This is a genomic window from Shewanella sp. SM20, from assembly GCF_025654545.1.
Taxonomy (GTDB): Bacteria; Pseudomonadota; Gammaproteobacteria; order Enterobacterales; family Shewanellaceae; genus Shewanella; species Shewanella oncorhynchi.
This window is the reverse complement of record NZ_JAKKRK010000005.1, coordinates 113,036-126,819: the sequence shown is the minus strand read 5'-3', so window position 1 is coordinate 126,819 and position 13,784 is coordinate 113,036. Positions and strand designations below refer to the sequence as shown.

The 13,784-nt window shown below is 41.9% G+C and carries 8 protein-coding genes and 1 pseudogene; 2 read left to right on the top strand and 7 right to left on the bottom strand.

What is annotated here, in order from left to right; all coding sequences use genetic code 11:
* Nucleotides 1–208: pseudogene (locus L5M18_RS04040) on the top strand (IS3 family transposase); the annotation flags it as partial.
* Between the two features lie 367 nt (nucleotides 209–575).
* Nucleotides 576–1,133, top strand: a complete 558-nt coding sequence (locus tag L5M18_RS04035) for a sce7726 family protein (protein ID WP_263196005.1) — start codon at nucleotides 576–578, stop codon at nucleotides 1,131–1,133.
* On the opposite strand, the gene L5M18_RS04030 is transcribed toward L5M18_RS04035, so the two are convergent.
* The 7 genes from L5M18_RS04030 to L5M18_RS04000 all read right to left on the bottom strand — a co-directional run bounded on the left by L5M18_RS04030 (nucleotide 1,125) and on the right by L5M18_RS04000 (nucleotide 13,755).
* A complete protein-coding gene (locus tag L5M18_RS04030; protein WP_263196004.1) occupies nucleotides 1,125–2,165 on the bottom strand; it encodes a beta family protein in 1,041 nt (346 codons plus the stop codon). The genes L5M18_RS04035 and L5M18_RS04030 overlap by 9 nt on opposite strands.
* Nucleotides 2,155–2,688, bottom strand: a complete 534-nt coding sequence (locus L5M18_RS04025) for an ImmA/IrrE family metallo-endopeptidase (protein WP_263196003.1) — start codon at nucleotides 2,686–2,688, stop codon at nucleotides 2,155–2,157. The genes L5M18_RS04030 and L5M18_RS04025 overlap by 11 nt, the downstream gene beginning before the upstream one ends.
* Nucleotides 2,678–3,403 carry a hypothetical protein gene (locus L5M18_RS04020; protein ID WP_263196001.1) on the bottom strand — a complete coding sequence of 242 codons (726 nt, stop codon included), beginning with the start codon at nucleotides 3,401–3,403 and terminating at the stop codon, nucleotides 2,678–2,680. The genes L5M18_RS04025 and L5M18_RS04020 overlap by 11 nt, the downstream gene beginning before the upstream one ends.
* Nucleotides 3,404–4,513: 1,110 nt before the next feature.
* Nucleotides 4,514–5,047, bottom strand: coding sequence for a cell division protein ZapC (locus tag L5M18_RS04015; RefSeq protein ID WP_006081901.1), 534 nt, complete (start codon nucleotides 5,045–5,047; stop codon nucleotides 4,514–4,516).
* Between the two features lie 200 nt (nucleotides 5,048–5,247).
* A complete protein-coding gene (gene pyrD, locus L5M18_RS04010; RefSeq protein ID WP_113940562.1) occupies nucleotides 5,248–6,267 on the bottom strand; it encodes a quinone-dependent dihydroorotate dehydrogenase in 1,020 nt (339 codons plus the stop codon).
* Between the two features lie 63 nt (nucleotides 6,268–6,330).
* Nucleotides 6,331–11,175 (bottom strand): NAD-glutamate dehydrogenase, encoded by a 4,845-nt coding sequence (locus L5M18_RS04005; protein WP_263195999.1) that lies wholly within the window; start codon nucleotides 11,173–11,175, stop codon nucleotides 6,331–6,333.
* Nucleotides 11,176–11,439: 264 nt separating this feature from the next.
* Nucleotides 11,440–13,755 (bottom strand): efflux RND transporter permease subunit, encoded by a 2,316-nt coding sequence (locus L5M18_RS04000; protein WP_263195997.1) that lies wholly within the window; start codon nucleotides 13,753–13,755, stop codon nucleotides 11,440–11,442.
* Nucleotides 13,756–13,784: the final 29 nt, after the last annotated feature.

Genomic DNA, 13,784 nt, shown 5'->3' with positions numbered 1-13,784 from the left:
GCACAGTAAGCTCAATTTTGTATCACCGAGTGAGCGACATGCGATGCAAGATAAAGCGATTTTATCTAAGCGTAAGGAGGTACTAGAAGAAGCAAGATCAAGAAACCCTAAACGCTGGCCAAACGGTATAAGGAACTGTGACGTTATCGGTGAGGTAGTGTTGAACCCAGAAAAAGAGTCTGAAACTGAAACAAGAAATGCAGCTTAAAATTTAAGTAAAGAGTGCCAACTACCTTGAAAAACACCGATAGAGTTGGGTTAAGCACTGTCATTCCAGTGACTCGCAGCAAGTACATCCGTGTATGCTCAACCGTGACATCCCTGTCACGGACGGTCACTTCCATGACAGTGCTTAATCTCATCGCCCTCTGCGGATACTAGTAACTAATCTAACAATGGATGTCGTATTAAAATTATTAAAATTGCAGCAAAGGCTTTAGGTGTTTGTGATATGTGGGGTGGGGCGTGCTGTTAGAGACTAGAAGAAAACAATATAAAACTCATCTAAACCCCATTCTCACTTACAGTGTACTTAATGATAAACTATAGCCAGTTGAGTACATTTTTGTTGATTTATGATGAATGATGAAAAGTTAATAACATGTAAACTAATTGAATACTTAGAAAATAGTTTTCAGTTTGACTTTATAGCGAGAGAGGTACCCTTTTTTTCAATGCGAAGGAGAGCGGATCTAGTTGCAGTTGACCGCCAAGCCAGCGCGACTTACGGATTTGAGATTAAAAGTGATAGAGATACTTTAAGTCGCCTTGGAAGCCAGCTTGAGGACTATCGCTTAACTTTTAATTATGTATATGTAGTTACTACAGAAAAGTATGTGGAAATGGTTAAAAATTATGGAGCTTGGTTTGGGGTTCTAGTTGTCGATAGTAAAGGCTTTATTTTCTGTTTGCGCAAGGCTAGAAAAAGAGGACTTTTACATGACACTAATTGCCGACCACTTCAGAAAGTCGGTGAAATTGAGGAAAATATTAATCAACAATATATAAACTGGCTATGTTCTCGATATGAACCTATTTATCAAGTGTTTATTAAAGAAAGAAGCTCAAATAAAACGACCGATGATGATATTAAGATTCTATCTCTAAGAAGTGACGTTATCAACTTACGTTGATAACCACTCTAAAGTTCTAGTTATGTGTAAATTAATCCTAGCCGATATCCAGTAAGATGGGCTGTTCCCATTAGGTTTAGAACACGCATCTAATATCTCTCGATAACCCCAGCAATCTACTGGATTATTTATAAAATCTGGCATATTCACAAGTCGATTGGCACAATCTTTATACCCTCCTACTTCCCTTTGTTTACGGCAAAAAACAACTGAATATAAAAGAGGATAATCTATTCTAGGAACCCAATTATATGCAGTCGTTTCGTTTCTAAATGGGTGGACAGAACCATAGTCCCCATAAAAAAAACTATTCTGTGGGAATTTTTTTGAAATTTCTTGATAAGCAACTTTCTCAACGGATTTAATTTCCCCCTCAAATTTATTATAGTGGTTAACCATTGATGGAAATGATGAACTACACAGTATAATTGAACCTACATTTAAACTATTTGAGATACATTTTTCTAAAAATAAAGAAAATTCATTAGTCACAAAATCAAGGTTGTCTTCATCTACATACTCTAAATCAAAAATAAGTATGAAATTATAATTTTGTGCGGCTTGTATTAATTTTCTCGATATATCCATTTCAAGATAAACTGGCTTTAAACGAATGGAAAAACCCCCACATGTATCAAAAAAATACTTCATTTGAGCAGAAAGTTCATCGAGAGTAGTATCGTCATACGCTTGGACAACTGGGTAAACATTCAACTCTTTATCTTTCAGTGACCGGATAAATAAACGCCAATTCTCAAAATTGTTATGGTCATCGAAAAAGGATTCTATTTGAGTATTACTAAGGCTTCCCTCTGAAGTCAAATCTAAAATAAACTTATTTTTTTTAACAATTTCAGTTATTTCTTCAATTCTTTTGTAAACATTTCCTATTTCATCGTGCTTTGATTTACGAGATTTTGTAAGTTCAAATATCGGATGTACATTAGAGTTTTCAGAACAATCTAACTGTCGTAATGCCCTAATTTCTGACACTGTTGTTTTTAGTATTGGAAAATACACTCTAGAACTCATATGATTTATTCCTAATTACATCAGCCCTTTTCTTTACAGCGATACTTGATGTTCCAAAGTACTCTGCAATTTCGTCGAGTTTATTAGAGTTCTCATTTACAAATTCAATAAGTTTATCCTTTGGCATGAGAAGAGCGCCAGCGAAGTTATCAGCCTCTAATTCCTTTTGGGTATAGCATTTACCACGATGAAAAGTTAAATCTTCATAATTATCCTGAGAGTCTCGATGAAGAAAATAGTGCGCAAGTTCGTGAGCTATAGTGAAACGTTGCCTTCTGACATGATGAAGTGCATTTACGTTGATTACCCACCTACTTCCATCGTGAATTAAGCGACCAGACAGATTGTTATCTAATGGTAAATAACTTATTCCTATTCCCAACATTTGGCATAATGCTGTTAAATCCAATGGAGAGGTACTCAGTCCGTGAGAACGAGCTAAAGACAAAATGTCATTAGGAGTCTTTTCTGTTCCAGAAAGCTGGGAGCTTTGTACTTGCCTATTTCGAATTCTAATTGCCATTTTGTGAACCATTACCTAAGTCGATGATATTATCGGTTTCATCAGCAGGTTTTTCTTCTATATTCTCAATCTTTTGATTAATTACCTGTATATTTTCAGCAATTGACTTAATATCTCTTTGCGCCTTATTTATGTTTATATTTACTTCTTCTAAGCCGTAGTCTTGGAGTGCCGCATCAGTTTGGGTGTATATAGACTCTTCAATTCTAGTCCAAAAGCTATAGGAATCTAGTATTTTAGTTTGTAAGAGTATATCAAGTTTGGTAGCTAAAGATTGCTCATCAAACTTACTAAGATAGCTGTTTATTTGTTCTATTTTGGGGTCAATTTTACCATCAATAACTTGTTTTGCAGTTATTTTAGCTTGGGCCTCAGCTTTATCTTCAACACTTGACTTGATAAAGAAGAATGTGAAGAGGCCCATTGCAGCGATAAGTGAGACTAACGTAGTGATAATAGTCGTGTAAAATGCCCCCATTTGCCCTAAAAGGTCATCAGCAGAGAAAATTACATTTTTCTCTAATAAACGATCAATTCTTATCTGATCAAGGCGGCTAAGTTCTGGAATGGAATGATTCAACAAGTAAGGGGATTCGGTAAGTAGTTTACTTATGTCACCTCCATAGAAAAAGGCAACACTACCGATAGTAATTACACTACCAAAAAGTGAGCCTAAAAAAGCTATCGAAATGATTTTGAGTAAATTAAATTTCACTGAGTTATGACCTATTTTTTTGAAATATAAGCATAATTTACTATCTCCAAATGATACTTATCACACTTAACACCAGATTCCTGTTGACATTTCTCAATCAAAAATCACTGAAAAAAGTTCTCCAAACTAAAAACTAAGCTAAGCTAAGCTAAGCTAAGCTAAGCTAAGCTAATAAATTTTTAATATAACTTTTTCAATCCCAATCATACCTAGAATATACGCTATAAGAAACATAAAAAGTAAGCTTCAACTTTAAAAATTGACCCAATTTTCAATTGGGTAGATGAAAAAATCAGATACCCATAACTCTTTTGTGCTTCTAGAAATGCACAAACAGCACCCAAAAAACAGTTCCTACCATCGTTAAATGAAAACTCTAGCCTTTTGAACCTCCAGACTATGCAAATGCTGAAAGGTGCGCCATGGTGATTGGCGAGACGACCGTCCGCCCCATGGACGGGGCGGTCGAGCATCCAAGGACGGACTGGCTGCGAGTCGTCGAGTGAACGCCATGGCAAACCTACCTGCGATGATAAAGAGTGCTTTTTACCAAGAAAGTCCGGACACACAACTTTTTTGGTTTTAGCGCTACACAGACAACACTAAAAAATCAAAGCAAATCATAGTCAAATGTAATCTCTAATTTTTTGAATCAACAGACGATGCAAATGCCGAAAGGTGCGCCATGGTGATTGGCGAAACGACCGTCCGCCCCATGGCCGCTTTTTGGCATCCATGCCATCGCGGCATTTGTGAATCCTTTCACATCAGACGGGGTGGTCGAGCATCCACGGATGGACTCGCTGCGAGTCGACGAGTGAATACCATGGCAAACCAGACTGCGTAGTGAGTTTGATACTAAAAGCAAAGCCAATAAAGATTAATAAGACTCACAAATTATCATTGGGTAGCATTAAATAGAAAGGTGTCGAAGATTCACGTGACTAATCTTAGGAAAAGGCTTTCTTAGCAGAAAAGAGTATGGATAGCGTACTAACGCCATGGGGATTTGAGCGAATTATCGACAAGTGGTTAATATCAAAACCAATCGTGATGTATGGCTAATGGTAGAGATTAAAAACCAATGATGACTATTGATCTACAACCCCGTTATGCCGCAACCACATGGCGCTGCGCACGCAGTGGGTGTAAGCGATTATGCATCACTTTAATGGTTTCAAACTGCACCATAGTTTTAGCGCCCGACAAGACACATTCAGGTGACAATAACATCACTAGCGCGGACTGTAGGGTATTTTCAACCACGAGGGCGAGCACTCTTTGCTTTTGGCATTTTAGCTCAAAGACTTTACCTACGTCGCTATAAACACAGACATCACTGGTATCAAAAAACCATGATTTAGGCATTTGCGGTGTCAGCATAAAATGGGCGGCGGTGGCATTGAGCGCAATTTGAACAATAGCGGCATCGGACAAAGATAGGGTTTTAGGCAATCTATCGAGTAAGCTCATATAGAATTTGGCGTGCGCAATATTAAATTCCATGCTTGATAAGGCATCTGGAATGAGTAATTTTGCTTTATAAGACGTCAGAAATTCTATCTCGGAACCTAACGATACGCCTAATACACCATACGAATCGTTATATTTCCATTGCCAATCTTTTTGCGGCATTAATAACATAACGGTGACCCAATATTTGAACACTGGGACATAATAGTAGATATTTTATCCAATATCAAAATAAAAATAATAAAATACAAATTATTTAACAATTACTTAGTCGATCTATTGTAAGATCTTAACAGCGATCTAAGGATCATTTTAGATCGCTGTTAAAGAATAAGATCTTATTTTAGATCGTTATATTAACCCTAAGATCATTATTTCAAGCGGTATGCATTCACTATTTCTTTAATTAACTTCGGACCTTGATAAATAAAACCTGAATAAATCTGAACCATAGTGGCGCCCGCATCGAATTTGGCTAAGGCATCTTCAGCGCTATTAATACCGCCCACACCTATGATCGGGATCTGCCCTTTCAAACAAATTGCCAATTGCTTAATCACTTTAGTAGACAGCTCAGTTAAAGGTTTGCCGCTTAAGCCGCCGCTTTCATTGGCGTTGGCAAGACCGCTAACACCATCACGCGTTAAAGTAGTATTGGTCGCAATTGCGCCATCAAATTTGTTTTTAATCAAAGCTTGCGCGATATTTTCAATTTCTTCGATGGTTAAATCTGGAGCAATTTTAAGCGCGATGGGCACGTATTTTTTATGCTTTTCGGCCAGCTCAAGTTGCTTGGTTTTAATTGCGCTCAATAATTCATCTAATAGATCGCCATATTGTAGCGATCGTAATCCTGGGGTATTGGGTGATGAAATATTCACCGCAATATAAGCCGCATGGAGATAAACTTTATCCATGCAGATCAAATAATCGTCTTTACCTTGTTCTACTGGCGTGTCTTTATTTTTGCCAATATTGACGCCAACCATGATATTGGTCTTTTTAGCAATCAAATTTTTGACCAGATTATCGACACCCTTATTATTAAACCCCATGCGATTAATGATGCCTTTGGCAGGCTTTAATCTAAATAGACGGGGTAAATCGTTACCAGGCTGTGGTCTTGGGGTAACTGTACCCACTTCAATATGACCAAATCCCATCGCATGAAAGGCATCAATCGATTCGCCATCCTTGTCCATACCGGCAGCAAGTCCCACTGGGTTAGGAAAGGTCAACCCCATAAAGCTGACAGGAGCAGGTGCAATCGTTTGTCCATATAGACACGTTAACGGGCTATTGGCGGTCATTTTTAAGCTGCCTATAGCAAGATGGTGAGCTCGCTCAGGATCCATCTGAAACATGACTTTCTGTGCGATTTTATAAAACATGTACTTTCCTCGACCTAAAAAAAGCCCCGGCGATCGCCAGGGCTTCTGATTGTTATAATAAGTTTACTTTTGGCCTTCGCAATGAAGGATCAGAAGGTTAAGTTCACGTAGGGCGACAGAGAACTTAGCAAACTCATGGATTTGCGACGTTTTAAAGTCAGCTAGCATGTGGAACCATCTTTCCAATAAGCCTTGATTTATCTCAATCCACTGAGAAATCACGCTTTCGGCATCACAGGTTGCACTGCAAGTTCTTAAGACCACTGAACTTAATGCACGTTGTTGCCAATCTAACTCTTCCCTAAAGGCGGCACGAGCCAGTGCTTGCCAATGGTTCGCTACAGGTTGGGCGCTGATCTGTTCTAAGAACCAGTGCAGCTCAACGCGGGCGCCGAGTTTGAAGTAAGTTTCAGCCACTAATGCCACTGTCTTATCTTCTGTTTGCGCAATTTGGGCAATGTCTAAGGCAGAGAACAAGGTGCTCATGTTAGCCACAATCGTTGCCACAGCTTGTGGTACGTTTTCTTTGACCAAAGCATTGATCTCAGATTGGATACCTTTAGCTTCTTCTTCGACCAGATATAAATGAACATTATCTTTAATTTGTTCAAATACCGGTTTGAAGAAGGCAACGGTTTGTTCGATGCTCCAAGAGCGGTTACGGTGACGGAGGAACCAGCGGCTAGCACGACGCATATTGCGGCGTAACTGATGCAGCATTTCACCTTGAACCACAGACGGAACTATGCCGTTTAAGTCAGTGATCGATTTAGTTAATTCAGCTAAACCAAATACTTCGCGAGCCATAGTGTAACAAATTGCCGCGTCGGCAACTGAGGCACCAGTCTCATCTTGCATACGTTGAACAAAATTCAAGCCCATGTCGTTGACGAGTTCATTGGCGAGTGAGGTCGCAATGATTTCGCCACGCAGTGGATGGGTTGCCATTTTGTCGCTGTATTTTTCCTGAAGTTTTTTCGGGAAATACGCGATAAGCAGTTGGCTTAACAGAGTATCTTCAGTGATTTCTGGCGTCACTAATTGCTCTTTCAGCACCATTTTCGCATAAGCAACCAATACTGATAGCTCTGGGCGCGTTAATGCACGACCACTGGCTAAACGTTCAGCTAGCTCATCGTCAGACGGTAAGAACTCTAACGCTCTGTCTAACTTGCCTTCTTTTTCCAGGTACTGGATAAAGCGGATCTGCTCTTTTAACTGCTCAGCACCGCGCACTTGAGTCACAGAGATAGTACGAGTTTGATCTTTACAGTCTTGTAGTACGATTTGGCCGACTTCTTCAGTCATTTCTTCCAGTAAACGGTTACGCTGCTTAAGCGTCAGTTCACCTTCAGTCACCATAGCGTTCAGCAAAATCTTGATGTTCACTTCGTTGTCTGAACAGTCCACACCACCAACGTTATCCACGAAGTCAGTGTTGATGCGGCCGCCATTAGACGCATATTCAATACGACCTAACTGAGTACAACCTAAGTTACCGCCCTCGCCGACGATCTTAGCGCGCAGTTCGCCACCGTTGACACGTAGAGCATCGTTGGCACGATCGCCGACTTCAGCGTGGGTTTCCCGTGAAGACTTCACATACGTACCGATACCGCCGTTCCAGATCAAATCCACTGGCATTTTCAACAGTTCTTTCATCAGCTCAGTTGGGGTCATAGAGGTTTTCTCTGTGGCCAACATTTGCTTAATTTCTGCCGATAACGGAATGGATTTAGATGAACGTAGGAAAATACCGCCACCTTTAGAAATCAACTTGCTGTTGTAATCTTCCCAGCTTGAACGTGGCAGAGCGAATAAACGCGCCCGTTCATCATAACTTAATGCCGTATCCGGATTTGGATCGATAAAGATATGCATGTGGTTAAAGGCTGCAACCAGTTTAGTGTGCTTAGACAACAACATACCGTTACCGAATACGTCGCCCGCCATGTCACCTATACCTAAACAGGTAAAGTCTGTGGTTTGACAATCAATACCGACTTCGCGGAAATGACGCTTAACCGATTCCCAGCCGCCTTTGGCCGTGATACCCATTTTCTTATGGTCATAACCGTTACTGCCACCCGATGCGAATGCATCACCGAGCCAGAAGCGGTATTCGAGGGAAATCGAGTTCGCGATATCAGAGAATGTCGCTGTGCCTTTATCGGCTGCTACCACTAAATATGGGTCATCTTCATCGTGACGAACCACATCCAATGGATGGACGATTTCACCGTTCAAAATGTTATCGGTAATATCGAGCAAGGCACGGATAAAGATGCGGTAACATTCTTGACCTTCGGTGAAGAAAGCTTCACGGCCGCCTTCAGTTGGCAATTGTTTACAAACAAAGCCACCTTTAGCACCCACAGGCACAATCACAGTGTTTTTCACTTGCTGTGCTTTTACCAAACCTAATACTTCGGTACGGAAGTCTTCACGGCGATCTGACCAACGCAGACCACCACGAGCCACTTTACCGTAACGTAAATGCACACCTTCAACCCGTGGCGAATAAACGAATATTTCGAATTTCGGCAGTGGGCGTGGCATTTCAGGGATCAGTGAAGGCATGAATTTAAACGAGATATAACTCTTAGATTCGCCTTTGGCATCCAGTTGGTAGAAGTTGGTACGCAGAGTGGCGTTAATCAAGTCTAAATAACGACGAATAATACGGTCATCATCTAAGCTAGACACTTCGTCTAAACGTAAATTGATCTGTTCCATAAACTTGCCCAGAGTACGGGTTTTCAGTTTAGGGTTAAATTTACGGATGAACATCTTCACCAACAAATCAGCGATTTGTGGGTAACGACCGAAGGTTTCTTCAATATATGACTGACTGAAAGTCGCATCGATTTGACGCATGTATTTCGCATAAGCGCGCAATACAGAGACTTCACGGCCGGTTAAACCTGACGCCAGAATAATGCGGTTGAAGCCGTCATCTTCTAACTTCTTTTGCCACACTTGTGACAGTGCAGTTTGGAATCTGTCTTGGCTATCAGCGATGTTATCTGTGTTGACGACTTTAACTGTCATCAAGAAGTCTAAGATCCAGAAGGTAGAACCGTCTGAAGTCGTAACTTCATATGGACGCTCGTTGATCACGCGCAGACCAAAGTTTTCGAGCATTGGCAACACGTCAGATAGATGAATAGGCTCATCTTTATGGAATAGCTTTAAACGCACTTTGTTGTCGTTCAGCGCCGCTTCCTGCGGTTGATAGAACAGCATGCCGAGCTTGTGTTCATCATCCAGTGCTTCGAGCTGTTGCATGTCGACGACGGCAGAACTTGGCAATACGTCTTCTTTATAGCTTTGCTCAAACGCATTGAAATAACGCTTAGTCAGATGAGTGCCAGCTTCTTCGCCGAGTGCACTGTTAAGCGCAGTGCTTAACTTATCTTCCCACGAACGTGCCGCTTCTATTAAGTTGTTCTCTATGGCAGCCACATCTACATCCATATTATTGTTATCAACTTTGACTATGTAGTGAGTGCGGGCTAGCGTCGACTCGGAAAAATAAGTCGTAAACTCTACATCTTCTTTGCTGTTAAAGTGCTGGGCCAGAATACGTTGAGTATCTTGGCGGAGTTTAGTGTTGTAACGATCCTTAGAAACGTACACTAAACAGGATAAGAAACGGCCAAAGCCATCTTTGCGTACAAAGAGTTTCAGCTTGTCTCTGTCTTGCATTTCTAACACGCCATGGGCCATGTGCGATAAATCATCAACATTGGCTTGAATTAGCTCGTCACGAGGTAAATTCTCAAGGATGTTTAGCAGGGCTTTATAGTCGTGTGAACGTGGGGTCAAGCCTGAACGATCTAACACACGCTGCACTTTTTCATTCAGCAGTGGGATTTCACGTGGGCTGCGGTTATATAGGTTTGACGCATATAAACCGATAAATCTATCTTCGCCAATCACATTGCCTTTCTTATCGAAACGCTTAATACCGATATAATCGACATAAGCTGGACGATGTACACGGCTCTTAGCACTGCTCTTAGTGAGGATCAGTAAACTGTGATCTAAGGCTTCTTTGCGGGCACTATCGGAGAAGCTAGATAACAACAAACCTTGCTCAGGTTGCGCTTTGGTGTGCTTGTTCATCAAACCTAAACTAGAGGCGATATTAGGCACTAACTCAACGTCACCTTCGACACGTTTCAAATCGTATTGACGGTAACCTAATAGCGTAAAGTGATGATTATTCAAGTAAGTCAGGAAGTTAATCGCTTCTTCTAACTCTTGCTTATCGCCCGGGAACGGACGTTTTGGCAATTCCTTGATCATCTCAGCCAACTTGGCAGACATGACTTCCCAGTCGTTGACTGATGAAGCGACATCGGCAAGCACAGACTGAATTTCGCGCTCTAATGCTTTGATATCAACCGTGCTGCTTTGACGGTCAATTTCAATCAAAAATACGGCGACATGCTCAGTGCTTTCAGGGCTCTTATTAAGATAAGTGACATTCGTCACACCACTTTCTGAACGCTCAATGGCCAGTGGAGTGTGCAACATCATGTGAGCAGTAATACCCATACGATTCAATGCCATACCAACTGAATCTACCAAGAATGGCATGTCAGGTTGGATAACTTCGATGATCGAGTGAGTAGATTGCCAGCCGTGTTTGGCTTGGCTAGGATTGAACACTCTCAGATGAGTGTTACCTTTTGGTGTTTTGTTCAGGGCGTTCCATAAACTGAGAACCGCACCGTATAAATCACTGTCATTACGCGCATTGAGATCGTCTTTCGACATGTGGGCATAAAGGCAGGTGGCGAACTGTTCAACTTGCTTGGCTTGTGAATTAGGGACTTTAGCGTGAATTAAACTGACTACATTTTCAAGTAGTACTGAAGGCATTGCATCTTTCAAGGCCATGTTGCTGTTTCCTTAAGCGTCTATGGCAGCGCTTTTTTCATTATTTGGATGCTTCGGCTTAACAATCGCAGATAAATTAATGTGATCTAGATCGTCGCGCGAAGTTTATTACTAAAACCGCTGTATTTCGAGGAAAATTTTAGTGGTACATCCTCTTGAAATCCAGTATTGGCGTAAACAAGGAATGACAAATGACCAAACAATCGATAAAGCAGACTAAGTATTCAAAAGTAAATGGGGAGCTTAGCTCCCCATTTGTAGACTCTACTTAGGCTGGCGCCAGAAAATGGCGGCCAATGCAGGTAGGATAATTATGGCACCGAGCATATTTACCACAAACATGAATGTTAACAATATTCCCATGTCCATTTGGAATTTAAGCGCCGAGAAGAACCAAGTACTGACACCAATCGCTAAAGTCAGGCCCGTAAAGATCACCGCACTGCCCCGTTCGACCAACGCCTCATAGTAAGCCTGTTGCACTGGCATACCGTTCGAGAGCTTAGACGACATGGTCGAAAGGATATAAATACCGTAATCCACACCGATACCGACACCCAGCGCAATAACAGGTAAGGTACTGACTGCTAAGCCAATATCGAGCTGAGTCATCAAAGCTTGCGCCAATGTTGACACCACATATAGCGGGATAATGACCGCCACAGTCGCTTTCAAGGATTTAAAGCTGATTAAGCACAGTACAAACACGGCACCATAGACATATATCATCATAGGTAATTGCGCTTCGGCTACCGCTTCGTTAGTCGCTGCCATTACACCCACAGGACCCGACGCCAGTTTAAACTGCAACTTCTCGTTGTCCATTTTCGCGGCGACGGCTTTGACCTTAGCGACCACAGTTTCTATGGTTTCGGCCTTGTGATCTTTCATAAACAGATACACAGGCATGACAGAACAATCGCCATTTAATAAACCTGAAGTCGTGGGAATTTGGCCAATGGCCTGTACTAAGCTCGCCGTTGTACGCGGTAACACTTCCCATCTTGGATTACCTTCGTTGAAGCCAGCATTCACTTTTTTAGCGACCGACGCCAGACTCACAGTCGACTCCACCCCTGGGGTATTGCGTACTAACCACTCAAACTGATCAATTTGAGTGAGCACATCGTGGTAAGTACAGGCTTCAGGTGCTGCCTCAACAATCACAGTCATCACATCTGTGGTGATAGAGAAATGATCTGTGATGAAGAAGGTATCGAGGTTATAACGCGAATCTTGATGTAACGCTGGCGCGCCGCCCTGTAGATCACCAATCTTCATCTGATTGGCTTGTTGCAGACCCACAAAATACAACACCACAGTGGCAATAATGACTACCACAGCATATTTAGGCGTCGCAAAACGCGCCATGAAGCGCCAAATAGCCTCAGTTCGCACTTCTTCAGCGGTCGGTTCTGCGTGTTTATTGACTTTGATTTCAGTAAAAGAAATCACCAAAGGCAACAGGATAAGGTTAGTGAAAATGATCACGCCAACACCGAGCGAGGCAGAAATCGCCAGCTCGCGAATAATCCCAATATCGATAAATAACAGGGTAATAAAACCAACAGTATCGGACAGTAATGCCACACCACCCGGCACTAATAAACTACGAAATGCCGACGCCGAAGCCGCTTTTGTCGTTTGCCCGTCGAGCACTCGACGCCGTACAGCATTGATGATCTGCACCCCGTGGCTCACACCGATGGCGAAGACTAAAAACGGTACCAGAATCGACATAGGATCGAGACCGAAACCTATCACAGTCAATAAACCAAGCTGCCAGACCACAGCCGTTAAACTGCAGACCAGTGGCAGCATGGTCAAGATGATGGATTTAGAAAAGAGGTAAACCATGATGGCGGTGACCAAAATCGCGATCACGAAGAACAGCAATACACCCTTAGCACCATCAGCCACATCCCCCGCCATTTTGGCGAAACCTATGATGTGAATTTTAACCTTATCGGTTTCGAACTTGCCCCTAAGCTCTTTTTCTAATTGTGCAGCAAAAGCAATGGTATCAAGCGGTTTACCCGTCTGTGGATCAAAATCCATTAATTGAGCCGACACCATAGCAGCACTGTAATCGTTGGCAATTAATCGGCCGACAATCCCTGCTTTTTCAATATTATCGCGAACCGTTTCTAACCCAGACACTGAAGTTGAAAAATCCGCTGGAATAACTGGCCCGCCAGCAAAACCATCCTCAACGACTTCAGTAAAACGAGTGGAAGGCGAAAAAATTGATTTCACCTGCGCACGATCAACCCCTGGAATAAAAAACAGCTGATCATGCACGTTTTTTAAGGTATCAAAATAGTTAGCATTAAAAATATTACCGCTGGTATCCTCAACCGCCACCATGATGCTGTTGGCACCACCAAAATCTTTTTGGTGTTTCAGGTAGGTCTGCATATAACTGTGCTGCAGTGGAATATTTTTGATAAAAGCCGCATCCATTTTGAGTTGACTGGCCTGATAGCCAAAAAACAACGTCAAAAACACAAAAATGCCGACGACCCATGCGCGATTGCGAAACAAAAATGACTCAAATCCGTTGACCAGTTTTTCTAACATCTTCTCGGCCCTGTTATTTATTGTAGTTT